This is a genomic window from Frankia sp. R82 (assembly GCF_023716925.1).
Lineage (GTDB): Bacteria > Actinomycetota > Actinomycetes > Frankiales > Frankiaceae > Frankia.
In genome coordinates, this window is sequence record NZ_JAMQQG010000019.1 from 84936 (window position 1) to 108205 (window position 23270).

The following is a 23270-nucleotide window of genomic DNA, read 5'->3' on the forward strand; positions in this document are numbered from 1 at the left end:
CAACGCCTTCCGGCCGGACGGTCGGAGCGCTTCCCGGCGCGTAACAAGGTAGAGGGCAGAAACGCTCGCTCGCTCGCCTGCCTGCCTGCCTGCCAGGAAAACAACGCCTTCCGGCCGGACGGTCGGAGCGCTTCCCGGCGCGTAACAAGGTAGAGGGCAGAAACGCTCGCTCGCTCGCTCGCTCGCCTGGTATCCGATCCTGCCAGGAATGTGCATCTGGCCGTTCTCAAGAGAGGTGGATTATGCCCGACATTCTCGGTGATCGCGGGCGGGCACTCGCGATCGTTCAGCGACATGGTTTCGGTCACTTTCTGATGCTGCTGAATCGTCTGGCGTCGATCCACCACGGTGTTGACTGTCAGATCTACTCGTTTGGTTTGGAATGGATGGATGACGAGCCGTTCGTGCTCAAGGCTCAGGGCGTCCGCGGCGATCTTCTGATCGTGTGGCGTTAGCCATCTACCGTGCCGGTGTTTATCCGCCTGTCGGCTGTCCCGGAAAGGAGGGTCTGTGACTTTCGAGGTGCTGTCTGATGAGTTCGTGCGCCGTTTCGAGCGGGGGGCGTGGTGCGAGCTGATCGAATCGGCGTTGGTTGAGTGGTCCCCGGACGAAAGTACGAATCTGTACGGCAGTGGTTTCGATGGATCGGAAACCGAGTATCTGCGTGGCGAGCCTGCCACGGACATTCGCGATTTCCTGACCTTTGCGGCTGACGATCTGGTGTCGCTGGCGGAACGTCTCGGTTCGCGGGCTCCGACTCCCGAGGCTTTGGGCCGGGAGTGGGTGCTGTCGCGCCAGCGTGCGGGCGTGGGACTGTGGGACCGCGGCTACGGCCCGGAAGGGGACCGGCTGCACGAACAGGCCGTCGTCTACGGGGACATCGTCCTGGAGATCTCCGGCGTTGAGGAGGACTGCGACAGCTGGGTGGTGCGGGTCCTGTGACCGGCCGGCATCTGCACGTCCACCATCGCGACTACTTCGACCACGAAGCCCACGACGGGGACATCGTCGTGCACGGCGAACGATCCGAGGATCTCGACTGCGAACCCGACGACTACGACCGCGAGGACGGCATCAGCGCTGTTGATCTCGCCGTAGCCGTGCTGACGAAGTCGGGAGCGACCGGACCGTCCGGGGGGCCGGACTTTCCTGGCGTGCGTTGCTGGTGGGGCGGCACGGTCACGCTGAACTACTACACCGGCGAGATGCGGGAGACCTCCGCGCATCTGCAGGGGTTCAGCGACGCCGAGTGCCGCGACATCTGGGCGCGGCTGACCAGCGCCTAACCAGCCTGCGCCGCACGCCCCCTTTTCCCTTCGTTTCTCTGCTGATCTTTTTCGAGGTGGTGCCATGCTCGGCGTGCTCGCGGATCCCGTGGTTCGGATCGGGGTCTACATCGACGATGACCACGACTACTACCTGCCCCCAGATGGTGACCTTAACGTGACGGTTGAGGAACGGGAGCATTTCGCGAACGGGACGTGGTCGGCCTATGCGCTGATCACGGTGGTGGAGTGCCCGCACTGCGACCGCCGGTACCGCACGGACGTTCTCGGTGGCGTGGTGGCGGAGACGACCGGCCTGGCCGGGTCGATCGTCTGGGCCGACGACCTGTTCCTGCGGGAGCACCCCGCCGACTATCTGGCGAGGCAGATCCGGGACCTGATCGCGCAAGAGCGCGAGGACCCGACCCCGGCCACGGCCCGGCTGCCCCTGCCCTGGGATGTGCCGTGAGCAGGGTCGAGTCGTTGCCGCTGGCAAACGGCACGCCGGCACGCCGGGGACGCGTCGCGTTGCTGGTGTCCCCGCATCGGGAGCCGCTGACCGGCGGCGGCCCGGACGCCGTCCACGTCGAGCTGATCGTCATACGGTCGGTCACCCGTGACGGGCGGGTGCGCGCCTATGAGGAGATGTGGCCGGGCGGGCGGCCGGTCCGTGTCGCCACCACCGCTTGGAAGATCGCCAGTCTGGTCGATGCGTCGGTGCTTGATCCGGAGCGGGCGGTTGCGATCGCCCGTGCACACACCTACCCGGGTCACAGTCAGGTCCGCCCGTGGTCGTCGCTGGCCGAGGCCCGTGGGGCGCTGCGCCCCGCCCGCACACCCGTTCCGTAATCCCCTGCCGCTTGCCTGCCGCCGGACGGTGTCCGGCGGCCCGTCGGCATGTCCGCACATCGCTGCCCATCCCGCCCGCTCGATGAAGGAGCCCGAATGTCGAAGGAAACTCTTACCTGGCTGAACGGCAACACGCTGATCGGCTTCACCGAGCGGCGCGGCCACGCCTGGCACTATCGCGCCGACCAGCAGCAGGGCGAGACCAACCACTATCCGGGGCCGATCCCGGTCGGCGACGTCGGGCGCCGGTTGTTCGGCTGGGACGCTCTCGAACAGCCGATCTATGTGGAGTCGCCGGTCACCGGTGGACTCGATGTTGTCCCGGATCGCAAGGCCATCATCCGGTCGGACACCGGCAGCGTCATGGGGATTTTCACGGGCAGCTATCAGCCGCACCCGTATCAGGAGTGGTTGGTCGACAACGTCGGACAGCTCCTCGATGACGATCTTGCGATCGGGTCGGCCGGGTTGCTGCGCGGCGGGGCCGTGGCGTGGGTGTCGGTGGAGGTCCCCGACACGATCACGACTCCGGAGGGTGTGGCGTTCCGCCCGAATCTGCTCGCTACGACGTCGTTTGACGGGTCGTTGGCCACGACGTTCAAGCGGGTTGTCACGAACGTGGTGTGTGACAACACGATGGGGGCCGGCCTGCGGGAGCAGGGCCAGCAGATCAAGGTCAAGCATTCCGCCCGGTCGCATCTGCGGCTCGGTGAGGCCCGCCAAGCTCTTGCGATCGTGCACACGATCGCCGACGACTTCGCCGCCGAGGTCGCCGAGCTGTGCGCGCTGGACGTGTCCGACCGGCAGTGGGCGGCGTTCCTGGATGCTCACGCCCCTGTGCCGCAGGAGAAGGGGCGGGCGCGGACCAGTGCGGAGAAGCACCGCGACGGCCTGTCCAGGCTGTGGGACCACGACGAACGGGTGTCGCCGTGGCGGAACACCGGCTGGGGTGTGGTGCAGGCGGTCAACACCTACACCCATCACGAGCAGAGCGTCCGCGGTGCGTCCCGAGCCGAACGCAACATGCTGCGCGCGGTGACCGGCGGGGCAGACGACCTCGACACCTCCACCCTCGCCACGCTGCGCACCCTGCTGCCGGCCTGACCCGGCACCCACACCCCTGGCACCTCCCCGCCCCGACAGCCGGCCCGTCCGGCCTGTCGGGGCGGGGGGCCGTGCCCTGCCCGCACAGCTGACCGGAAAGGACCGGAAGCCATGTTCGCCGGACTGACCGTTGACGGCACGACCGTGACCAGCCTCAACGACGACAGCACCATCGAGGTGATCTTCGGCGCCGACATCGAGTTTCGCTGTTCCGCTTGCGGGGCGGACCTCACCGAGACATCCGACGGCTTCGACGACGACAACGGCGAGTCCGACTGTCCGGCCTACCTTCCCGACGACACCGACACCGGCACCGACGGCAGTGGACCGCACACACCCGAGCGGGTGGCGCTGTCGTGGTGCAACAGCGCCGGGATCCGCAGCAACGAAACCGACGACGCGATCACCTTGAGCCTGTCGACCGGCGACCCCCGCGGCGCGTTCACCCTCACCATCCGGCGGGTTCCCGACGACGCCGACAGTCCGCTCGCGGGACGGCTGTTGCTGCACCTGCCCTACCCGGGCGAGCCGATGCCGCATGACGCGCTGCACCCGCTGCACCCCGGCACGTTCGTCATCGGCCGACCCGCCCCGGCCACCCGAGCCCACCTCACCGCCGCCTGAGCACACCCACACCCGACGCCGCAGCCGATGCACGGCCCGTCACGGCGGAAGGCCACCACCGGCGTGAAACCGCCCGCTGGGCCGCCCCATCCGGGCGGCCCAGCGGGCGGTTTCACCTACCCCTGCACGAGGAGAAAGGCAGCCGCGCATGCCCACGCCACTGACGCTCACCGACGCCACCGATTTCATTCTGTCGCACGCCAGCGAGCAGGACCTGCCCCAGATCATGGAGGCGGTCAAGCAAAGGCATCGTGCCCTCGCCGCGCTGCGGACCGCATCCCTGACCACCGGCACGCCTGTGCGGCTTGATCGCCTCAAGCCCGGTTACCTCAATGGGCTGACCGGGATTCTTGGCCCGATCGACGGAAAGTTCGCCACGGTCATTCTCGACGCCGACTCCACGAAGCGGCTGCGGGTTACTTCCAGAAACAAGAGCTACGTCGTCCCTTCCGATGAGGCCCGCTTCGACCTGGAGGGGGTGCCGCTGGTCTCGTGCCTGCCCATCTGACCCGACCCTGCTCACTGAAACAGCAGACGTCATCTGACGATTTAGGAGAGTAGTAATGACCCCTGAGCGCAAGACGATGCGTGTCACTCTCGATAGCCTCGGCGAGTATGAGGTTCCGGCCAGCGATGTGAGCTGGAATGGTTTCGCCGTTCCCGGTTTCACCCTCGACCAGGTTCGTGAGATCGCCGCCAACCTGGACCTGTCCAGGTTGGCGATCGGCTCCGACGACCAGGAGACGATCACCATCGGTGAGGACGGAACCGTCACCATGCGCATCACCGGGTCCGGCGAGGTGGACGACCCGGATCGGGAGGAGACGGTCACGCCCGATCCCCACGATGGCCTGTACTACATCGGCGGCCACCGGTGGGCCTGGGAGTTCGTCGACGAGTAAGCGCTGCAGGTCGAGGAGACGGCCCCTCTACAACACCGGACGGGCCGTCTCCTCGACCGCATCGGTCCTACACGCGGGTGCCAACCCTGCGACCCATGCAGGGCCGGCACCCGCGTGGTTCCACCCCACTGCGCCGAACGGAGCAACGGCGATGGCCCCGGAGTTTCCTGTGCCGCCGACGTTTGTCGGCTGCCCGGTCGTAGCCGGTATCTACGTGCCCCGCGCGGGCCGCCACGTGCCGCTGTGGGCTGTTGTCGCCAGCAGCGCCGAGCCCGGCGAGTTCCACGTCGGGCTCGTCCGCGACGACCAGAACAGTATCCAAAGCTGGTACGACATTCCCAACCTGGCCGAGGCACTCGACTGGATGCGTGTCAAGGCCGATTTCTGGGCAGGCTCCCGCGACCAGCCGAGCCCATAACCCAGTGCTTTTCCTGGATTTTCACCGTGATGGAAAGGGGTGATAGGTAAACGATGTCTCCGCGTTTCCTGAGCTGGTGAACGCGCTGCCGATCGGCGGGCGCCACCCGGAGATGGCCGCGCATCGTCACCGGCACCGACGCGGGGCTTCGCCTCTCGATAGGTAGACCTTCGTGTTCCGGAGAGGAGATCAGATGAGGATGTGGCACGGCCGAATCACCCGGCGTCGAGGTGACCCCGTGTCGTTCCTGCGGCGCACCCGGTGCCTTCCACACGCGGACGCCCGGTGCGCGGTCGAGCGGGCGCGGGATGTGTTCGTCGATGCCCGCGACGCGTTGCGCCGGGTACTGGAAGACGAGATCGAAAACGAGACTCGGGCCGTGTGTCCGGCGGCGACGGGCGTTGCGGTCGAGATCTACATCGATGAACTCGGCGAGCCCCGCGGCCGGCTGATCGCTGTGACCACCGCCGCGGGCAGCACCGAGGACCAGAATGAACACCTCGTCGAGCTGCTCGCTGGGCCGCTCGACGAGTGGGCCACCACGGCACATGTCGCAAGCACCGACATCAGGTTTCACCTGCAGCCCGAGCACCGCTGATCGCTGGTCCGACGCGCGCCGTCACGCGGCTTGTCCATGTCAGCCCCGACGGCCCGCGCCCGGCCCGCCCGCACTGGCACGTGGGCCCGCCGGTAGGCACGCGATCCGCCCCACATCGGAGATCACCATGACTGTCCTTTCACCACCTGCCATCACGGATACCGGGATGGCCGCGGTCGTGCCCTACCGGGACCTGCGCGCGGCGCTGGCCACGGTCGGCGCCGTCCTGAACCGCACGAACCCGCCGCCGTGGAACGGGATTCTGATCACCGGCGATCCGGGCGGGACCCTCACCCTCACCGCTGCCAGCTCCTCGGCGACGGTCTCGATTCGCCTGCCCGGTGTCGCCCGCTCGGCCGGCCGGTTCCTGGTGGACGGCTGGGCGCTGACCCGGATGTGCACAGCGCTGGTCCGCGGCGAGCGCCGCCGAGACACCGACGACCAGCCCGTCCTGCTCGACGGCTCCGACCCGGCCGCCCCCACCGTGACGATCGGCGAGTACACCGTCCCGCTGACCGGCCTTCCCGCGGACGACCATCCCGGCGACTGCCGGCCCGCGCCGACCATCGCCACCGTCGACGGCGATGCACTACGCGACGCGGTGGACCGTGTACTGCCTGCCGTGGGACAGCAGGACACCCTGCCCATCCTGACCGGTATCCGTCTGTCTTTGACACCGGGTCGCGCGACCGTGGTCGCAACCGACCGGTACCGGATGGCCATCGACACGCTTCCCGCGACCGTGACAGAGCCCACCGGCCACGAACTGCTGGTCCCCGGGAAGGCACTCGCTGCGTGCGCTGAACGGTGGACAGCACCATCGGTGCAGATCGGTCGACACCGCGCGGAGTCCGTGCGCGACGTCGACCGGGTCACGTTCAGCTGCGGGCAGATCACCGCGAGCCTGGTCGAGCTCGGGGAGGGCTACCCGTCCTGGCGCAGACTGGCGGATACGCACAGCGCCCGGCACACCGCCACCTTCGACCGGGCAGCGGTACAGGCCCACGTCGGCCGGGTCCTGGCGATCCTCAACGCCCACCCGAAAGTCACCGACCACATCAAAATCATGACGTTGACGTTGACCCCGGACGGGCTACGGGTGGCGCCCCTGCTTCCCGAGCACCGCGACCGCGTCAACGCCCCGGTGCTGCCCGCGACGACGTCGCTCACCGCCGGGACCATGTGCTGGGCGTTCAACGTCGCCTACGTCCGGGATGCCCTTGCCGCGCTCCCGTTCGACACCGTCATGTTCAGCGGACAGGCCGACGCCGATAAAAGCGTGCTGTTCACCTCCACAGACGGGCAGGCTGCGGAGATGCCGCCTTACCGGCACCTGCTGATGCCCATCCGCCGCAACTGACCGTTCTTCCGGGTCAGCTCCGCGCCCTTTCGCCCTCAACATCCGCATGCCCTTCACCAGGAGGGATCCAATGCGACGTTCGTCGGTGCACTACGGCACGATCGACATGTACGAACTGTGCCCGCCGCACCCTGCCGCGAGCTGGGAACCAGGAAACGTGGGCGACTTTCCCCTTCGCGTCACCGTGATGCTGGACGAGACCGGCAGGCTCCTTATTCATATCGACACCGCGGTGACCCTGGAACGCGCCCGACAGAATCCGCCTGTCACGGTGACGGTTGACAACGCCGAGGTTTACCGCGGCCCCACGGCGACCGGCGGGGACTGCGCCGACCCGGACCACGGCCATCCCGTTCCCTGGCGTACCCCGCAGAACTGAACACATTTTCCTACCCCTGCAATCTGCTCGGATCCTCCCGACCTGCACCTGGAAAGGAATGTGATTTTGATGGTTTACCTGAGTCGTCGTCGGCGTCGCCGTGGTCACTTCTGGGGGTTCGTGCTGCTGGTGTGGCTGCTGGGCGTCGCCGCCGCAAACGACGTTCCCACGCTCGTCGCCTACATCGTCCTCACCGTCCTCAACGTTGTCTCCGCTGCCGTCGCTATTACCGTTCTCGCCGACCTTGCCGCAGGCCGTCGCCGGCAAGATCGGCGCCGTGTCCCACCGCGATAGACCCCCCGCCCCCACAGCCCATGCGCCACCCGCCCGGCTACGAGCGACCGGGCGGCCCGGCGGAGACAACCGGCGGGGCGCGGTACCCACCGGCTCGGGACAGCACCGTCGAAGCCATAGCAGAAAGGGGAAGGAACAATGCCGCCTCAGCCCCGCACACGGCCTACCAGTCGCTCGCGACGCACTGCCGCAACCCGCAGAACGAACATGGGCGGTACCCCCACCGCGGACGACATCGCCGACGCCCGCGCCCTTCTGCAGGTGCTGCACGGCGGAGTCAATGGCGTCAGCGACGCCTTCCAGAACGCCGCCCCCTGGGACCATCTGAGCCCGGGATACGACCCGGACCGTCTCGTCCGCATTCTGACTGCCCTCCAGGCCATGATTCCCGCCGAGATCACGCGATGGCGGGACCGGCTCATCACCCCACTCGAAGCCCGTGAGGTCTGGAAATCCCTGCTGTTCAGTGATGCATGCCGCGCCTGCGAGCGTCACTGCCACACCTGTTACCGGCTCGCCGACGCCCTGGGCTACGAACGTGACGGCGACCTTCGGGTCTGGCGGCAGCGCCCCGAACATCCGGATGCCCCACAAACCTGACCGAGGCGCCCTCACCGCAGACAGCGACGTCGTCATGTCGCGGTTTTTCCGTCGCCTTCTTCTACCTCCGTGCTGGAAGACAACCGTTCCGGTGCGGGAAAGCTCCGCCTGGTGGCGTTGGAACATCACGGGCCCGGCTTCGATCCTTGACCACCGAGCACGGGAGAACCCTGCGACCCAGGAACCTTACGAACAGGAACCCTTATGGCAGAGCCGACACATCCTGCGATTCCGCTGACCTTGGCACATCTACCGACCGTCGGCGGCCTTGCCGTCCCCTGGATCACCGCCCGCACCGCCGCCGGGCACCCCCTGTTCGGCGCCCTCGACCTCCACCGCAAAGACCAGGCACTACAGGCCCGTCTGTGCGGCGTGTGCGGCCAGCGCCTCACCACGCCACTGGTGCTGCTGATGCGCCTGTCCGACCTGCCCCGCCTGTGCACCGCCGAACCTCCGGTACACCCGGTCTGCGCCGCCTACACCGCCTCTGCCTGCCCCATGGTCCGTGGCAGCCTCGGCTACTACCGCAGCGCCTCTCACCCCCTTGACCCGATGATGATCCCCCCGGCGGACACGGCGGCGCGCCGTGGCGCGGCGGCGGAGCCCTGGTTCGCCGTCTGGCTGCGCTCCTACACGGTGATCACCGATCACGGCACCCTCGCCGCGTCCTACGCCGGCGGTGACCCTCTGCGGATTCGCCCCATCGGAGGGTCTGCGTTCTCCGCCTGACCGACCCGCAGAACCCCCCGGCTCTTATCCCTGTCGTCCACAGCCTGCCGCCGGCACACACGCCGGCCCCGCCCCGCGGAAGGGAGCGATCACGCATGCCCTCACCCCCGCGTCAGCCACACCGTTCCTCCGGCGCCCGCGCCCCGGACGTGAGAAGCCTCGCGGACGCTGTTGCGCGTGCCTGGCACAGCACGCGCAACAGCGCCTCGCCGGAGATCGCGCTGTCCACCGTCGCCGCGCTCGCCCTGGTCGCACCCCCCATAGGGCAGATCTCGGCCACAGCCGTCCTGATCGCCGGGCTGGACACCGACCAGTTCCGGGAGTTCCTGCGTCGTTACTGGACGATTTTCGTGCGGGCGCGGCCCGACCTGCTGCCCGCTGCCTGGCCGCTGGTCGCTCCCTGGCTCGGCGACAACCCCGCGGATGATGCCACCGTCGACGCGGCCCGCCGCGTCGCCCGCGTCGCGCTGGATGCCGGACAGCTGCACCTGACCGGCACCCTGCGACGCCGGGACGCCGACGTGTTCGGCCCGCTGCTCGTGGAGCTACGCGCCGACGGTGCCCGTCTGGCCGCCGGCCAGTTCTACACCCCCGGCCCCCTCGCCGACACTCTCGCTACAGTCCTGCTCACCAACGAGATCGCCCCGGGCCAGTCCGTGATCGACCCGGCTCTCGGCACCGGCGGGCTGTTCCGCGCCGCCGCCCAGGCCCTGCGTGCCCGGGGCCTCGACCCGGCCGGCGTGCTGTGGGTCGGCGGAGACATCGACGCCGTTGCGGTCGCCTGCGCCGCGGTGAACGCAGTGCTGTGGGAACTCGGCCCGCAGGTCGTGCTCGGGGTCGGTGACACTCTGGCCGAGTCCTGGCAGACCGCGGCGATCGCCCAACGCGCAGAGGTCCTCCAGATCGCCGGGCAGCTGCGCGCCGCCGCGTTCGCCGCCGACGTGCTCGGCGGCGTCGCCCGGCTCGTCGACCTGGCCACCCCACCCCCCGCACCCGACGCCAGAACCTGACCAGCCGCCGCACGACCAGCACAGCGACCCCCGCCTGTGCATCACCGACCTCGGCCCGCCATACGGATGTCCCGCGCGGCGGGCCGCGCCGTCGCGCCCGTCCACCGCGGGCGCAGATACCCGAGGCCCTGCCGGTCCGGGAGGACACGCCACTGGCGGTGCGCCAGACGGTCGTCGTCCAAGGCATCGACGCCTCCGTCGAGGTCTCGTGGCCCCGGCCACAGCCGCTGGACCCCTGGCTAGCGCTGCCTTTACAGCCTTCCTCGCGACCCTCCCTGCGCGGGCGGAACCGATGCGAGCGCTGCCACCGCACGGCACGAACACCACCACCCGGCTTGGAAAAGCGGAGTACAGCCATGCCCACAAGCAAGATCGACCAGCTCATCGCGAACCACACGGAGCTGGCCACCATCGCCCTGTCGGCTCTCGACTGGGCCGAAAGCGAGATCGAGCAGGCGGTTGCCCGCCACCCGCACAAGCGGGACCAGCTCTTCCACAGCTACCTGATCATGGCCCCCAGCGCAATCCTCTTTCCGGTCGAGTTCGTCTACCGGGGGCATTTCCGAGAGATTCTCGAACGGGTAGCCGCAGGGAAGGAAACACGGTCCGGTACGGCGGCCGAAGCGTGCTGCCTACTGGCCGATGTCAGCAAGAAAACACCTTTCCCGTCGTACGGCTACGGGCTCTACTTCCGACTGTGGGAGAAGGCGTTCCCCGACCAGGAGAAGCTGGCGCCGGAATCCCGGCTCAACCACTACGAGGCACTGTTCGGCGCGAAGATCGACAAATGGGAGGGTGATATCCGTAAGGCCCTGTCTGTGGAGGATCGCCAGCTCGGCGCGATCATCTGCGGCGGCATGCACAACAGCGTGGCCGTGGACTGCGTCTACGCCCGTATCCAATAGCCAACCCAGCAAGTTTCGTCAGCGCACCGCCGCGTTCGCCGTGGGCGTGATCTGCGACCGGCCAGAACGGTCCAGACCGGGAGAACACGCCTCTCCGCCCGCCGCCGGCCCCTGGCCCGCGCCCTTCCGATCAGCCTGTCCGCCGTGTTGTCTCCGAAAGGAGCGCTTTGCCATGCCATCAACTCCGCATCTGCTCGGCTTCGCCGAACTCCTCGGCCGGCTGCGTCACGTCCTGACCGTCAACGGCGAGGACACCGTCACCTCCCGGGCCAAGGACACGCTTCTCTGGCCATACTTCGATCAGTACGGCTGGCCGCACCGCCTGCACGCCCATGTCCTGTTCGGACTCGACTGCCACCTCCCTCCAGAAAGCCTGCTCAACCTGGGACCCGCCGCCGACGTCTACGAGGCGCTCGACTACCCGCTGACCGCAAAAGCCACCGCCCTGGCCCGAACCTCCGAGGATCTCGCCGACCAGGGCTGGCCCTGGGGCCACGCCGTCAACACCGCCGTCCTGCACACGATGGACGACGACGAGCCCGACGACGTCCGCATCGGCGACGCCGCCGTGACGGCCGTGCTCTCGGCTGTCGCCGCGCACCACGCCAGCGAAATGATCAGCCCGCTCCGAGGCAGCGGACTGTTTCACCGCGGCTACCCGACCGGACTGCTGGGCCACCTCGCCGCATACCTCCGGGTAGACACCGTCCACGCCTGCGCGCTCGGGGACCACAGCGCGCTGGCTCTGTTCAGCCACCTCGGCTGGACGCTGTCCCCCCGCGCCCGCGCGGTCCTCGCCACGGCCGAACAGGCCGACACCGCCGGAGCCACCTGGACCGACACCGTCATCCAGGCCAGGGCGACTCCCCGAGACCACCTTCGCCGCGACCCCTGGGACCGCTGAACCGCGCCCGGTAGCGGCGACCAGAAAGGTCACCAGCCTGCCAAGCGCCATCACAGCGTCCGACCCCACCGCTGCGGCGAGAGCGCGGCCTGTGGCGGACGCCGTCACGTCCGCCACAGGCCGCGCCGGCAGGCAGAGCCGTAGCTGGGACCTGCCGGTCTACACCTCCTCCCCATCTTGACTATTTGCACAAGAAAAGAGAACAGGCGTGCGTGAATACCTTGCCTGCGCAGGCTCCCAGGATGCCTGGCTGTGCCGATGCGGAAACACCCCGGAGACCAGCGGATTCGTCCCGGTCCACCGCAGCCGAGAAATCGATCCGAACTCGACCCGGTGGCAGGGCCACTACTGCTGCCTGATCTGCGGCCTGCTGACCCACTGGCCGACCCGGGAAATCATCGGCCGCCTCCACCTCGCGGACCTCACGCTGAACAATTCCGTTTCTCCTCTGAACCGTCGCCGTCGGCATTTTCACCGCCGCAGAAAGGGACGCCACCATGGACAACGAGCCCGACGACCTCACCATCGGTAGCGCCGTCCAAGTCCCCTTGGGCGACGGGGAGATCTGGCGGTTCGGCTGGATCGTCGACATCGACGGTGAGCAGCTCGTCGTCGACCTCGGCCGGGACGGACACGTCACCACCTCCCTCGACAAGATCAGAAGGCTGTGACGGGCTGGGTGCGAGAGGGACCGGCGGTGGTGAGCACGCTCCCGATGTGGTGCTCACCGTCCTGGCGCGATCAGACTGGTGGGGACGGCCGTCCGGTACGGCCCGCCGCTGCGACCCCGCGCCACGTAGAGGACACCGCCATGAACCTCGAATCCCACGTCCTGGTCGACATGACCGTCAAGGATCTGCAGGATGCTCTGGCGAAAGGAGACCAGCCTGCGATCGCGGTCCTGGAAGGCGAACCGTCGCGCACGCTGAGCAACTCGGCCTATCTGCGTGATCCCGCCCGCGCGGAGGCGTTCGAGCGGCAGGTCGCTGAGGAGGCGAACCGTATCGTGCTCGAACGCCTCATCCTGGCCGTTCCGCAAATCAGCAGGCCCGTCGTGATCGACGGAGACGATGAGGTCCGGCTGCGTTCCCCCTACACCGGCGGGCCACTGCTGGAGGACGACGGCGAACTGCACGTCATCCTCTGGGTGCTCTGGGACGCGGAGGAGGGCCTCGACTCCGGCATGGTTCCCTACCGGCGCAAGCGCGACGGCACACCCGTTTTCGACGCGTTCGATGGCTCGGACCAGATCTTCTCGATCCCGCTGAACCCCGGAGGCGGACCCGGTCTCGTCCTGCTACGTGAACTCCTCGACGAGAACCTGCAACGACGCAACCGCACCTAACCCGCCCCGCTGGACACGCGGGCGGGTCAGGCCGGGCGGGTGCGGTCCAACCAGCGCACCAGCACCCCGGCGCTCGCCACCGGTCCGGGATACCGGCTCGCCAGGTGCGTGACGTCGCCATCGCCTGTCACCAGAAGCAGCGGCTCCTCGTCGCTGCGGTAGGCGCCCGCCAGCGCGAGATCCGCACACGGCCAACCCTCGGCGACCGCCAGCCGGCATGCCGCTGGCCAGCACGCCGCCGCCAACCGCCCGGCCGCACCCGTGGCCGTCACGGCATCCACCGGGTCGCGAGATTGTCCATGTCCGCCAAGACCTGCACCGCAACCCCAGGACCATAGCCAGCAGGCGGCACGGGGCATGCTCAGCCGCATACCGTGGGCTACACCCCGAACCACCGATCCACCGCCAAGGAATCGGGAACGGTACTCCTGGACCGCTGGAGGTTGCGATGAACGACGCCACCTGGAACCTGGTGACCGACGTCGTGGGCCGTGTGCAGCAGTCCATCCGGATGACCGACTACCCGGCGATCGTCGTCCTCGACGGGGACCGCCGCCAGATCATGTCCGACTACGACTACGTCCACGGCGAGAACGCCCGGACTGACTTCGAGACCCGCGCCGCCGAGCACGCCCGCACCCTGCACGCCCGCCGGTTCACCTTCGCCGTCCCGCAGATCGTCGAGGTGCACCTCGACGGCCTGCACGCCCATACGTTCTCCGTGCGGCCCCTGCGCGACGGTGAGCAGGAAAGCGTGGTGTGGACCGCCTACGACGCCGCCGACGGCGTCGACTACGGCTGGGCCCCCTACAGCCGCCGGCCAGACGGCCAGCCCGTCTTCGACGAGCCCCGCACGTTCGACCTGCCAACACTGCCGACCGACGGCTTCCCCGGCGTCCGCCTGCTCCACCTGCTCGTCGCCGAGTAGGCCAGCGCCCGCCGAGAAAATCGGTTCAGCGCCGGGCCCGGCGAAGCGGTCACGCCCCGCCCGGCGTCCGGCCGTGGCAGGGGCACCCGACCCGGGCACCGTCTACCAGCACGTGACGAGGGACCACTCCTCCCGGTCACTGACGGCATGCTCGCGGAGAGCACGGACGGCGACGCCGCCCGCTTCCTCTTCCCGTACTTGGGCTGCGGCCCCTGAGCTCGCGTCCACCTTCCTGGTGGACGGGCTGCCAGCTGCACGCCGGGTGCCGCGCCGAGCTCGGCGGCTCCCGCTCCCGGCCCGCCTGCGTCCCGGGAATCGAGGCGCGCTCGCACAGCGACGCGGCGTAGGCCCCGCACTCATCACCTCTGTGCCGAACCTCGGAGACTTTCATGCCTACAAAGGACCGCCGCCCGAGGCCGGCCAGGGCTGTCGGATCGCCTGTCGCCGCATCCGCACAGCCTCGCGAGCCACCCACCCTGTTCCCGGCCGCCCCGAAATCCGACGTTGGCACCGGACCCGAACCCCCCACCACTCCTTCCCGCGATCCCGCCCCACCCATTCCTGAGGAGGAACCATGCCCGCAACCCGTGAGAGCCGCACCTACGCACAGGAAGTAGGCGTGCGGCTGCGCGCCATCCGTACCCAGAAGAATCTCTCGCTCCAGCGGGTCGAGGTCCTCTCCCGCGGTCGGTGGAAGATGGCGGCGGTCGGCTCCTACGAACGCGGCGACCGCATGATCAGCATGAAGCAGCTCGCCGACCTCGCGGCCTTCTACGGCGTCCCCGTCCGTGCGCTGCTGCCCGGCGAGCACCCAGACGTTCTCCCGCAGCGCACGGCCCGCGTCGTGCTCAACCTGCCCGCGCTGGCCCGCGCGTCCACGGACGACGTCGGACCGCTGCGTCGCTGGGTCGCCGAGATCCAACGGGAACGCGGCGACTACGCAGGCCACGTCCTCTCGATCCGCGACGCAGACCTGCACACCCTCGCCACCCTCTACACCCTCGACCGCGACCAGCTGCTCGACCGGTTCCAGCAGTGGGAGGTACTCGACGCCACCAGCAGCCTCCGGAGCACCCCCGACCCCGCCTGAATCCGGGCGCCATGATTCCTCCGGGAGCGGTCCCACCGCCGCGTTCCTCCCGCCGTGCGCCACGGGAGGAACGCGGCGGCCACGACAACCCTCGCGACCATGGACGCCGCCGTCGGCCATCATGGAACGGGCGAGTCGGAGTCGGCCTTCCCCGACGTCGAGCAACTATCGCTCGCTCTGCTCTCGACCGACACTGCGCGGAAGGAGATAGGCCCAGGACGTGCAGACCACCCTGACTCTCGACGCGCGGGTCCTGCGCGCTGCCCGACGCTACCGGCGTCGCCGCCTGCTCCTCCCGATCGCCGTCCAACTGCTGCTCATGCTGCCCGCCGTCGCCTGCACGATCATGTGGCCGCCGTTCACCAACCCCCCGGGCCTTCGCACCCTCGCAGCGAGCGGGCTGACCTTGTTCGGCGGCCTCGCCGGTATCGGCTGCTACAGCAGCCGGGCCACCTGGGCCCTCGACAGGGCACCCCTTGCCCCCGCCAGCGCCCGCGTCGCCTCCCACGCCCTGACGCTGCACAGGTTGCTGCACGACCCCGACCTGAGCGACCTCGACCGCCACACCGAGACCGTGAGATGCCTGTACCTGCTGGCCCACGCCGCAGACCATCTCGCCCAAGACCTCGGGGACAACACCATCCCCGGATTCGCCGCCGTGGATCTCGCCACCAGCACAGCCACAGACGCGAACACGACCGGAACCGACCTCGTCGCCCGCATCCGCCGCATGCTCGACACCATCGCATCCGCCCAGCAAACGATCCGCGATCCCCTACACGCCCATGAGATCTCCAGCCCGACCCGCCCAGAATCCGACCGGCAAGACAGCTCCGCGCGCCTCGCTGCCGAACTGGACCGCGCCGGCCGCACCGCCCTCGATCTCGCCGCCCTCGCCCTGATGACACCAGCCTCCACCCGCCCTCCGCACCAGGATTGACCGACACCGCAGCTCACATCCGGCGTAGACCACGCCAGCCACCGAAACCGCTCCACAGCCCCAAATGCGCTTCCCGACGGCCGTAGTGTGAACGACTTTGTTCTCGAACAACGCCTAACCGACCGCAGTGAAGACGGTGGGCTATTCGCACTCCGATTCTGATGCTAGGTTGCTATCGACACGTCGAGCCGCATGTTGCAATTTTTCCTATTAAATAGCAGGGTGCTGTTATCCGAGCCCTGTCGTATTCCTCGTAGGTCGGAGATCTTGAGTGCATGTGGCCCGGTTATCAGGGCCGCCACCGGGGACCAGGCGCAGGGCCTCCTGCTGCCGTCGCACGGGTGATGTTGAATTGCGGTGATGGAGAGCGTCGAGTTACTTGATCGTCTGGGGCGGTTGCGTCGGGCCCAGATGGGTGCGGTCCGGGTGCCTCACAAGCCGACACTCTGATCCCCTCAACCGGACAGCGGTGGCCGTGGCTCCGGGCCGCAAGCACCGCCTGGCAGCATCGGGCCCCTTCGACGTCCCGCAGTCTGGCCAGATGGCCGGTTGCATTGGATGACAATAATTCCTATTTGACTGGCGGAGTGCTGTTATTCGAACCGCGCGGTATTCGTCGGTACTGACCTGTCGGTGCCGCGCCGGCAGCGACGGGGCGCCGATCTGTGCTGCTGTACCCAAGTGGCGGAGGTAGGCATACTGAGTGACTATGGCCCGTGCCGTCAGCCGCCCCGGCTGGATGCCGCCGGTCGTCTCCAACCAAGCGCTGGCTGACGTCCGGAACCACTACTCCAGGCTGGTGCTCCACCGGCCGCTGTGTATGACAGGCAAGGCGGTGCTGCTGGCAGGCGAGTACGAGGGCTCCCCGGCCGTGTTGAAGATCCTCACTGCCGGGGAAGCGCGGTGGCGGCGACGCCACGACGCCGAGGGGCGGGCGTACGAACGGTTCGCCGCCGATCCGCCGCCGGTGCGCACCCCCCGGATGCTGGCCCCGCCCGCCCGCGGCCTTCTGCTGATCGAGCACCTCACGGGCAGTCCGGCCGCCGCCCAGCGTTATCCCGATGTCATTGCGCTGCCGGTGGTCGAGTCCGTACTTGCCTGCGCCGACGCGCTGGCGGCCTGGCCGGGCGGGACGCGGTTCGCCGAGGACGCCGGCCGTCCTGCGCTGACCGCCGCCGACCTCGCCGCTGCCGCCGACATCGGCGTGTCAGGGGGCGCCTTGCAGGCGTGGGCGGGTGACCTCACCTCGATCCCGCAGGTGTTCAGCCACGGCGACCTGCTGTTGACCAACGCGCTGGCCACCGGCACCGAGATCGCATTACTGGACTGGGAGCACGCTGGGTTACGGCCATCCGGCTACGACCACGCTCTGCTCTGGTTGACGTTGATGGACCATCCAGCCGCGCAAGCACGGGTCGCAGCCCACGCCGCCGGCCGGGCAGCGTTTCGCTTCTACATCTGTGCCCTGCTGCTACGAGAAATGCGCATTCACCGCGAGGCCGCATCTGTTCCCCAGGTAGCTCGCCGGTACCGGGCATTGCGACGCTTGGCGGACGTTGTCTTCGCCGAGTTTCGGACCCGCGTCGATCATTGACGCCTATTTCAACATCGAACGGAATCGGCTTCTGGTCCGAATAAACCTCATTTGACTGGCAGAGTGCTCGTATCCGAACCCCGCCGTATTCGCGATCGGACAGGTCAGACTCCTTTCCGATGTACCAGCGGCCAGGGTGCTTAGTCTGCGCGGCCTCACCTGCTGAGGCGACGGAACCCGATGCGAACGATCTTGGCCGTGCATGGGTCTGCATCGGGAGCACCGGCACCCTGCGCAGGCCTCGGTTGAGGCTTGTGGCACACTGACCGCGTGTCGGGTGGCGTCTCGGCCTCCGGCTGGGCCGGAGACCCCAACAGCTACGAGCTACGTGTGCTCGACTTGCTTGCGCGCGAGCAGGGTCCAGCCGACAGTGTGCAGGTCAACCACCAAGAGGTGCTGGTGGGCGACACGCGATACATCGTTGACGGCACACTCCGCTTCGAACAGCTCGGGATGCAATTTCTGATCATCGTTGAGTGCAAGCTCCTCCGCAGGAGGGTGGAGCGGCGCCAGGTTCAGATTCTGTCCGACACGCTCGAAGATGTGCATGCACAGAAGGCGATTTTCGTCACTTCGTCAGGTTTTCAATCGGGCGCTATAGAGCTCGCTAGAAGGCGAAGAATAGCTCTCGCGATATCCGACGGAGCAAATCTTAATTTCTCGATAGATATAGCCCGAAGGCTGTCCCCACGCGCGCGGGGGGGAGCAAAATTCGAAGAGACTGCAACACCGTCGCTGCTGCATCAATGAGCAGAGCCCCGCCATCGGCAACACATTTCTTTTATCGACGACTACCGGCGATGTCTAATTTCGACCAGATACCCACCGAATACATTTTAATCTGACTGGTGGAGTGCCGCTATTCGATCCGTGCAATATTCCTCAGGAGTAGCTCGACATCGAACATCTGTTTGCCGATGTGCCGTTCTCTGCAGCATGGTCGTGTCCGCAGATCGTCGGCCTGGCGATGGCACGGGCGTCAGGCGATCTGCTGCGCCGGCTAGCGGGCCTCGCGGGATGCTCGCTGCTCCAGGTGGGTCTGCCGAGCCTCAGCCGTTCCTCTAGGCTCTACGACATGTTGGGCGACCGGCAAGACGCGGAAGGCACCGCGACCCCGCGTGGTCTCCAGCTGCACGGAGTCGGTGAGGGGAAGACCGCGGCAGCCCAGCGCGCTGCCGAGTGGCTTCGAGGCCCGAAGAGAGTGCTCATCGCACCGATCACCGTGGGTTCCATCGAACAGATGCTTGACGCTGTTCGCCTCCATGATCACTTGCTCGACCTCGCACACGACCTCGCCGCGCCGCATGACGTCGTCTTGGTTGAGGGATCTAACAGCCTCTGTGTCCAGGTCAGATTCTCGGGTTCCGCCGTTGCGGAACCCGATGTCGTTCCTCAGATGGAACCGTCAGACTCCGAGCTGGCAGGGCGCAGCGCTGCGTCAGACGGCGAGCTGGCCGAGCAGCGCCTGTTTTCGGCAGTTGCGCCGGCTAGCTTTCTGCGCCAACGGCTTGGCCGCCTGAACCGGTACGCCACCAGGCGGCAGCGGGACCGCCTTCGGCGCATCGATCGCACCGCCGGGCGGCTGGCGGGCCTGAGTCGACAGGACATTAGGCACTGGCGCCGGATACTCCGGTACTTCGTTGTCCGAGTCCTTGCCCGCATCGGCCGAGCTGCGAGCACCCTCCCGCCGGCTCCGCATGATCTTGGCGATCTACTGCCACTACGCGGCGCTCTCACGCCCACAGCGCCTCCGGCCGCTGCTGCCTGACAAGCAGCGCGGTCCAAGGCCGAGCGGCCGTCGCGACGCATAAGATCAGATTCCGCCAAGAACTCGCGGTCACGGGAAGTACGGTCACTCCCAGTCCGTGTCGGTGCGCGATGCCTCCAGTCCTGATCTTCAGGCTTCCTGTCCTGCCCTTCCAAGTGTGGGGCGTAGTTCGGCTAGTGTCGCATCTTGCCGCTGCCGCCACTCAACGCTCGATCGCGGTCGCGAAGACCGGTGTGCTGAGACTGCTCCCCGTCACGGGCGCAGGGACGTTGTCCGGCCTCAATCCGAGCCGTGGGGCCTACGCCCACACGCACTGCTCCGCGTGTTCGGGGGGCCCGGTCCAGCGACAGGCAGTGGCGCGAGGCTCGTTCTTCGGCGGGTCGCTCCCAACTGGCGACCGAAGGCCAGTCGAGGATCTTCAGGTCATCGCGCTGCTGGTCGTGAGTGCAGGTCAGCAGAACGTTTCGGTTGCTGCTGCAGGAGCGGCTACGTTCCGGCCATATGATCACCTGATGTTGCACTGCCTGGCGATCGCGCCCAACTACGCCGATCTCTCGGTGCTGCGCACGGTCCTCGGGGAGTTGGACACAAAGCTGACAGCGACATCGCAGCTCCTGGCCGGTACGCAGCTAGCCGACTTGCCACTCAACCGGTTCGACTATGCCGTCGCGGTACTGCCGCTCACCGAGCCGGGCGGCATGCGAGCGACAACTCCGCCTGCGATCTACGTGGAGATGGGGATTGTCCTCGGTCGGGGCCTGCCGCTATTCGCGATGATCGAGGATCTCGACGAGGACCTGCTTCAGCTAGGTGGGCTTGCTTCCGACGTCTGGATCGAAGTCGGGACCTACAGCAACGACCGCCTCCGTCTCCAGCTAGGGCTGTTCACCCAGGTCATGTCAGAACGTCGCCGAGTCTCAGGAGCGCCCTCGCCCGAAGACTCGCCCTCTGCACAGACGGCCGCTCGGTCACCGGGTATCGCGGTTGATTTGGATGTCGCCCTTCGTACGATGGACGTGGAGCGCAGAGCCCTGGCCCTGCTCCGAGCGAGTGGCGCCCGCGTGATGGAGCCGCCACGGGCGGAGCAGGGCCAGGTAGACGCCGCCGTGCTCATCCCCGGCACGGAGCGACTCCTCGGCCCAATCCTGGTCGAGGTTAAGAATCAGCGAGGGAATGTCTCACTGACAGAGGCATTTAAGCAGCTCGTGGTGATCATGGGTCAACGTCGAGCGACTTTCGGTTTGCTGATCTACGACGGTCCGTACCAAGATCCACCACCCATGCCTTACCCCATCGTGGTCATGCATGTGGACGACCTCCACAACGAGGTGGCGCGAGGGACACTGGGGCACACGCTCGTTCGAGCACGTAACGATCTCGTCCACGGGCGACGCGGTGGAGCTTGACCCGGCGGAGATCCGCCGCCACCTGGATGAGGCTCGAAGAGCGCCGACCGCAGATGCCCAAGGGAAGACCTACGAAGAACTCGTGGCCTACCTTTTCGGCCTAGTTCCCCGCGCCAATGTGCGACGGAACATCATCGGCCCGTTCAAGGTTGAGCAGATCGACGTCGCCGTCGGACATCCACGGACGGATCTGCACCAATTGCCCCACTCATTCCTTATCGAGTGCAAAAACTGGACGAGGCCGGTTGACAGTATGACTGTGGGCTACTTCTTCAACATCCTGGCTAACCGGAATATGGAGCTGGGGATTCTCGTCGCTGCAAACGGCATCACCAGCAGTGATGACGACATCAAGTTCGCCCACGCACTCGGTATGAGTGCCATGCCCCGGGGACATCGAATGATCGTCATAACCGACGCAGACCTCCTCTCGCTCCGCACCATGGATGACTTCTACGATATGCTCAATGACCGATTTCTGATGACCATGGCCACCGGTACTATCGGGATGCCATGAAGCTAGCGAATAAGTGGTATCTTTCTCAATCTGCTTCCCTCTCGAACTCACTCGGCCGGGCGTCTCCGACTTCCCACCGGCCTGTCCGGGGGCATTTCTCACCAACACGACAGCCTGATGTTGGGGACCTATAAAACTCATTCGACTGGTGGAGTGCCGTTAATCAGAGTGGTCAGTATTCGTCGATCACAGGCGTTCCGGCCTTGGCGCTTCGTGCTGACCAAGCTGCTGGCCGATGTCGCCATGGTGAGCACCTGACCATCTAACGCCGCGTCTTCGTCGGCCGAACCTGGGTTGGTGTCCCGGCTGCCCTTCTTGGCGCAGTAATCGGCCGGACGTTGGCGGTCGGCTGATTGAGCGCAGCGCGGCACCGGGCCCAAGGGCGGCATCAATCGGGCTCGCGCGACGGGTAGCCGCGTCGGGTGAGGATGCGGGCGGCGGCGCCGGGGCCGAAGCGTCCCGTGCCGTGTGGACCGCCCTGGCCGGCTTGGTAGGCGCGGATCTCGGCAGCGAGCTGGCCGGCGTCACCGTCGGTGCCGGCGGCGTCGAATGCGGCCTGCATTCGCTTCCCGGTGGTGGACCGGGGCAGCTCGATCCACGCGCGGGTCGCGGCGACAAGATCTGCGAGGCGATCGGCTTCGGCGGGTAGAGGTACCGGGTCCAAGGGACGATCCTGGCAGGAGGGATAATCGAGTCGTGCTGCGCGTCTATCTCGATCAGGCGAAGTGGATCGACTTCGCCAAGTGTCGGCTGGGCCGTAGCGACGGCGAACGCTATCGGGATGCCTTCACCATCGCGACGGAGGCGGTCCGGCTCGGTCATGCCTCGTTCGTGCTGTCCGCAGCTCACTACTACGAGACTCACCACCGAGCCAGCTGGTCTAGCAGGCTAGACCTTGCGACCACGATGGCAGGGCTCTCCAAGTTCCACACGATCGCTCCGCCGCACGTGATCGTGCCGGCGGAGATCGACGCAGCCATGACCAGCCACTGCGGCGGTCGACGTCGAAGCGCGAATATTTTCGGCGTCGGCGTCAATCACGCCTTCGGCAGCGATATTCCACTCGACCGAATGAAGCTGCCCGACGATTCCGCGATTCGCCCTGCGTTGCGCATTCAGCTCGCGGAGGCGTTCGCGCAAATGATGGAGCTCGCGGCTCTGGCCGATCCTGCTGGGACACTGGCGCTGATTCTTGGGACAGCACGCAAGTTTCAAGAAGCGGACCAGAAGTTTGCTGACGGGCAGACGGCTCTCGCTGGACAGATAGATGCCCACAAGCTGCGGCACCGGCTCGGCGACATCGTTACCGGCACCGAGATCGTCGACATCATAGAGCCACTGATCACGAGTTGTTCGCGGCATGGTATTGAGCCGATGGAGTTCGTGAGTGACCGCGACCGCGTCCACCGGTTTCTTGAGGACCTACCGAGCCGGTGGGTGACCCGAGAACTGCGCCGCCTCCGACATCGCAACCCGCAGCAGCGATGGCATCCACATGATCTGAATGACGTTAACGCCTTGTCGGCCGCCGTTCCCTACTGCGACATCGTCGTGACGGAACGCCAATGGGCTCGGCATATCAACAGCTCGGGACTCAGCGATCGCTATGGCACGACAGTTTTGCACGACCTGTCGAAAATCCCGGAAGTGCTGATTAATGCGACGATCTCCTAATCACCACGGACCGGCGTTTCTCGATGGAGTCGCCCTTGGGCGCGGCTACAAGAGTAGCACCTCAAGC

Annotated in this window: 31 protein-coding genes; 29 read left to right on the plus strand and 2 right to left on the minus strand. The window is 67.1% G+C overall.

Annotated features, from left to right (window positions below; genetic code table 11):
* The first annotated feature begins 242 nt into the window (after nucleotides 1-242).
* The 21 genes from ND747_RS05645 to ND747_RS05745 all read left to right on the plus strand — a co-directional run bounded on the left by ND747_RS05645 (nucleotide 243) and on the right by ND747_RS05745 (nucleotide 13286).
* Entirely contained in the window at nucleotides 243-455 is a 213-nt protein-coding gene (locus ND747_RS05645) for a hypothetical protein (RefSeq protein ID WP_251732387.1), read from the plus strand.
* Nucleotides 456-510: 55 nt separating this feature from the next.
* Nucleotides 511-942: a hypothetical protein gene (locus ND747_RS05650; RefSeq protein WP_251732388.1), complete on the plus strand. Its 432-nt coding sequence runs from the start codon at nucleotides 511-513 to the stop codon at nucleotides 940-942.
* Entirely contained in the window at nucleotides 939-1286 is a 348-nt protein-coding gene (locus ND747_RS05655; RefSeq protein WP_251732389.1) for a hypothetical protein, read from the plus strand. The genes ND747_RS05650 and ND747_RS05655 overlap by 4 nt, the downstream gene beginning before the upstream one ends.
* A gap of 64 nt (nucleotides 1287-1350) precedes the next feature.
* Nucleotides 1351-1734: a hypothetical protein gene (locus ND747_RS05660; RefSeq protein ID WP_251732390.1), complete on the plus strand. Its 384-nt coding sequence runs from the start codon at nucleotides 1351-1353 to the stop codon at nucleotides 1732-1734.
* The gene (locus ND747_RS05665) at nucleotides 1731-2114 is read left to right on the plus strand and encodes a hypothetical protein (protein ID WP_251732391.1); all 384 of its coding nucleotides are present in this window, start codon (nucleotides 1731-1733) and stop codon (nucleotides 2112-2114) included. The genes ND747_RS05660 and ND747_RS05665 overlap by 4 nt, the downstream gene beginning before the upstream one ends.
* 96 nt (nucleotides 2115-2210) lie before the next feature.
* Nucleotides 2211-3218: a DUF932 domain-containing protein gene (locus ND747_RS05670; RefSeq protein ID WP_251732392.1), complete on the plus strand. Its 1008-nt coding sequence runs from the start codon at nucleotides 2211-2213 to the stop codon at nucleotides 3216-3218.
* A gap of 111 nt (nucleotides 3219-3329) precedes the next feature.
* Nucleotides 3330-3842: a hypothetical protein gene (locus ND747_RS05675; protein WP_251732393.1), complete on the plus strand. Its 513-nt coding sequence runs from the start codon at nucleotides 3330-3332 to the stop codon at nucleotides 3840-3842.
* Nucleotides 3843-3990: 148 nt separating this feature from the next.
* On the plus strand, nucleotides 3991-4350 hold the full coding sequence (locus ND747_RS05680) for a hypothetical protein (RefSeq protein WP_251732394.1): 360 nt from the start codon (nucleotides 3991-3993) through the stop codon (nucleotides 4348-4350).
* Between the two features lie 55 nt (nucleotides 4351-4405).
* The gene (locus ND747_RS05685) at nucleotides 4406-4744 is read left to right on the plus strand and encodes a hypothetical protein (RefSeq protein ID WP_251732395.1); all 339 of its coding nucleotides are present in this window, start codon (nucleotides 4406-4408) and stop codon (nucleotides 4742-4744) included.
* A 151-nt stretch (nucleotides 4745-4895) separates the two neighbouring features.
* A complete protein-coding gene (locus tag ND747_RS05690) occupies nucleotides 4896-5162 on the plus strand; it encodes a hypothetical protein (RefSeq protein ID WP_251732396.1) in 267 nt (88 codons plus the stop codon).
* 310 nt (nucleotides 5163-5472) lie between these two features.
* Nucleotides 5473-5760, plus strand: a complete 288-nt coding sequence (locus ND747_RS05695; protein WP_251732397.1) for a hypothetical protein — start codon at nucleotides 5473-5475, stop codon at nucleotides 5758-5760.
* Between the two features lie 166 nt (nucleotides 5761-5926).
* Nucleotides 5927-7120, plus strand: a complete 1194-nt coding sequence (locus ND747_RS05700; protein WP_251732398.1) for a DNA polymerase III subunit beta — start codon at nucleotides 5927-5929, stop codon at nucleotides 7118-7120.
* 70 nt (nucleotides 7121-7190) lie between these two features.
* On the plus strand, nucleotides 7191-7499 hold the full coding sequence (locus ND747_RS05705) for a hypothetical protein (protein ID WP_251732399.1): 309 nt from the start codon (nucleotides 7191-7193) through the stop codon (nucleotides 7497-7499).
* A 69-nt stretch (nucleotides 7500-7568) separates the two neighbouring features.
* Nucleotides 7569-7793: a hypothetical protein gene (locus ND747_RS05710; protein ID WP_251732400.1), complete on the plus strand. Its 225-nt coding sequence runs from the start codon at nucleotides 7569-7571 to the stop codon at nucleotides 7791-7793.
* Between the two features lie 207 nt (nucleotides 7794-8000).
* On the plus strand, nucleotides 8001-8393 hold the full coding sequence (locus tag ND747_RS05715) for a DUF4211 domain-containing protein (RefSeq protein WP_251732401.1): 393 nt from the start codon (nucleotides 8001-8003) through the stop codon (nucleotides 8391-8393).
* Nucleotides 8394-8597: 204 nt separating this feature from the next.
* Nucleotides 8598-9122, plus strand: coding sequence for a hypothetical protein (locus ND747_RS05720; protein ID WP_251732402.1), 525 nt, complete (start codon nucleotides 8598-8600; stop codon nucleotides 9120-9122).
* A gap of 95 nt (nucleotides 9123-9217) precedes the next feature.
* The gene (locus ND747_RS05725) at nucleotides 9218-10132 is read left to right on the plus strand and encodes an N-6 DNA methylase (RefSeq protein WP_251732403.1); all 915 of its coding nucleotides are present in this window, start codon (nucleotides 9218-9220) and stop codon (nucleotides 10130-10132) included.
* 356 nt (nucleotides 10133-10488) lie between these two features.
* Nucleotides 10489-11037: a hypothetical protein gene (locus tag ND747_RS05730; protein WP_251732404.1), complete on the plus strand. Its 549-nt coding sequence runs from the start codon at nucleotides 10489-10491 to the stop codon at nucleotides 11035-11037.
* A 172-nt stretch (nucleotides 11038-11209) separates the two neighbouring features.
* Nucleotides 11210-11941 (plus strand): hypothetical protein, encoded by a 732-nt coding sequence (locus tag ND747_RS05735; protein WP_251732405.1) that lies wholly within the window; start codon nucleotides 11210-11212, stop codon nucleotides 11939-11941.
* Between the two features lie 497 nt (nucleotides 11942-12438).
* Nucleotides 12439-12612, plus strand: a complete 174-nt coding sequence (locus ND747_RS05740; protein ID WP_251732406.1) for a hypothetical protein — start codon at nucleotides 12439-12441, stop codon at nucleotides 12610-12612.
* A gap of 140 nt (nucleotides 12613-12752) precedes the next feature.
* Nucleotides 12753-13286: a hypothetical protein gene (locus ND747_RS05745; RefSeq protein WP_251732407.1), complete on the plus strand. Its 534-nt coding sequence runs from the start codon at nucleotides 12753-12755 to the stop codon at nucleotides 13284-13286.
* A 26-nt stretch (nucleotides 13287-13312) separates the two neighbouring features.
* Here the strand turns inward: ND747_RS05745 and ND747_RS05750 are convergent, their stop codons facing one another.
* Nucleotides 13313-13558, minus strand: a complete 246-nt coding sequence (locus ND747_RS05750; RefSeq protein WP_251732408.1) for a hypothetical protein — start codon at nucleotides 13556-13558, stop codon at nucleotides 13313-13315.
* A gap of 176 nt (nucleotides 13559-13734) precedes the next feature.
* Here ND747_RS05750 and ND747_RS05755 point away from each other — a divergent pair, with 176 nt between their 5' ends.
* From ND747_RS05755 to ND747_RS05785, 7 genes are all read left to right on the plus strand, one after another.
* Nucleotides 13735-14214 (plus strand): hypothetical protein, encoded by a 480-nt coding sequence (locus tag ND747_RS05755; RefSeq protein ID WP_251732409.1) that lies wholly within the window; start codon nucleotides 13735-13737, stop codon nucleotides 14212-14214.
* 574 nt (nucleotides 14215-14788) lie between these two features.
* The gene (locus tag ND747_RS05760) at nucleotides 14789-15304 is read left to right on the plus strand and encodes a transcriptional regulator (RefSeq protein ID WP_251732410.1); all 516 of its coding nucleotides are present in this window, start codon (nucleotides 14789-14791) and stop codon (nucleotides 15302-15304) included.
* A 220-nt stretch (nucleotides 15305-15524) separates the two neighbouring features.
* Nucleotides 15525-16244, plus strand: a complete 720-nt coding sequence (locus tag ND747_RS05765) for a hypothetical protein (protein WP_251732411.1) — start codon at nucleotides 15525-15527, stop codon at nucleotides 16242-16244.
* A gap of 709 nt (nucleotides 16245-16953) precedes the next feature.
* Nucleotides 16954-17838, plus strand: coding sequence for a phosphotransferase (locus ND747_RS05770; protein ID WP_251732412.1), 885 nt, complete (start codon nucleotides 16954-16956; stop codon nucleotides 17836-17838).
* Between the two features lie 330 nt (nucleotides 17839-18168).
* Entirely contained in the window at nucleotides 18169-18588 is a 420-nt protein-coding gene (locus ND747_RS05775) for a restriction endonuclease (RefSeq protein ID WP_251732413.1), read from the plus strand.
* A 1371-nt stretch (nucleotides 18589-19959) separates the two neighbouring features.
* Nucleotides 19960-21012 (plus strand): hypothetical protein, encoded by a 1053-nt coding sequence (locus ND747_RS05780; RefSeq protein ID WP_251732414.1) that lies wholly within the window; start codon nucleotides 19960-19962, stop codon nucleotides 21010-21012.
* Nucleotides 21002-21529, plus strand: coding sequence for a restriction endonuclease (locus ND747_RS05785; protein ID WP_251732415.1), 528 nt, complete (start codon nucleotides 21002-21004; stop codon nucleotides 21527-21529). The genes ND747_RS05780 and ND747_RS05785 overlap by 11 nt, the downstream gene beginning before the upstream one ends.
* 388 nt (nucleotides 21530-21917) lie before the next feature.
* Here ND747_RS05785 and ND747_RS05790 read toward each other — a convergent pair whose 3' ends face one another.
* Entirely contained in the window at nucleotides 21918-22193 is a 276-nt protein-coding gene (locus ND747_RS05790; RefSeq protein WP_251732416.1) for a hypothetical protein, read from the minus strand.
* A 32-nt stretch (nucleotides 22194-22225) separates the two neighbouring features.
* Here ND747_RS05790 and ND747_RS05795 point away from each other — a divergent pair, with 32 nt between their 5' ends.
* A complete protein-coding gene (locus ND747_RS05795) occupies nucleotides 22226-23203 on the plus strand; it encodes a hypothetical protein (RefSeq protein WP_251732417.1) in 978 nt (325 codons plus the stop codon).
* The last annotated feature ends 67 nt before the right edge of the window (nucleotides 23204-23270 follow it).

Coding starts and splice junctions, on each gene's coding strand:
- ND747_RS05645 (WP_251732387.1), top strand. CDS start 243: ATGCCCGACATTCTCGGTGATCGCGGGCGGGCACTCGCGATCGTTCAG.
- ND747_RS05660 (WP_251732390.1), top strand. CDS start 1,351: ATGCTCGGCGTGCTCGCGGATCCCGTGGTTCGGATCGGGGTCTACATC.
- ND747_RS05670 (WP_251732392.1), top strand. CDS start 2,211: ATGTCGAAGGAAACTCTTACCTGGCTGAACGGCAACACGCTGATCGGC.
- ND747_RS05675 (WP_251732393.1), top strand. CDS start 3,330: ATGTTCGCCGGACTGACCGTTGACGGCACGACCGTGACCAGCCTCAAC.
- ND747_RS05680 (WP_251732394.1), top strand. CDS start 3,991: ATGCCCACGCCACTGACGCTCACCGACGCCACCGATTTCATTCTGTCG.
- ND747_RS05685 (WP_251732395.1), top strand. CDS start 4,406: ATGACCCCTGAGCGCAAGACGATGCGTGTCACTCTCGATAGCCTCGGC.
- ND747_RS05690 (WP_251732396.1), top strand. CDS start 4,896: ATGGCCCCGGAGTTTCCTGTGCCGCCGACGTTTGTCGGCTGCCCGGTC.
- ND747_RS05700 (WP_251732398.1), top strand. CDS start 5,927: ATGGCCGCGGTCGTGCCCTACCGGGACCTGCGCGCGGCGCTGGCCACG.
- ND747_RS05705 (WP_251732399.1), top strand. CDS start 7,191: ATGCGACGTTCGTCGGTGCACTACGGCACGATCGACATGTACGAACTG.
- ND747_RS05710 (WP_251732400.1), top strand. CDS start 7,569: ATGGTTTACCTGAGTCGTCGTCGGCGTCGCCGTGGTCACTTCTGGGGG.
- ND747_RS05715 (WP_251732401.1), top strand. CDS start 8,001: ATGGGCGGTACCCCCACCGCGGACGACATCGCCGACGCCCGCGCCCTT.
- ND747_RS05720 (WP_251732402.1), top strand. CDS start 8,598: ATGGCAGAGCCGACACATCCTGCGATTCCGCTGACCTTGGCACATCTA.
- ND747_RS05725 (WP_251732403.1), top strand. CDS start 9,218: ATGCCCTCACCCCCGCGTCAGCCACACCGTTCCTCCGGCGCCCGCGCC.
- ND747_RS05730 (WP_251732404.1), top strand. CDS start 10,489: ATGCCCACAAGCAAGATCGACCAGCTCATCGCGAACCACACGGAGCTG.
- ND747_RS05735 (WP_251732405.1), top strand. CDS start 11,210: ATGCCATCAACTCCGCATCTGCTCGGCTTCGCCGAACTCCTCGGCCGG.
- ND747_RS05740 (WP_251732406.1), top strand. CDS start 12,439: ATGGACAACGAGCCCGACGACCTCACCATCGGTAGCGCCGTCCAAGTC.
- ND747_RS05745 (WP_251732407.1), top strand. CDS start 12,753: ATGAACCTCGAATCCCACGTCCTGGTCGACATGACCGTCAAGGATCTG.
- ND747_RS05755 (WP_251732409.1), top strand. CDS start 13,735: ATGAACGACGCCACCTGGAACCTGGTGACCGACGTCGTGGGCCGTGTG.
- ND747_RS05760 (WP_251732410.1), top strand. CDS start 14,789: ATGCCCGCAACCCGTGAGAGCCGCACCTACGCACAGGAAGTAGGCGTG.
- ND747_RS05770 (WP_251732412.1), top strand. CDS start 16,954: ATGGCCCGTGCCGTCAGCCGCCCCGGCTGGATGCCGCCGGTCGTCTCC.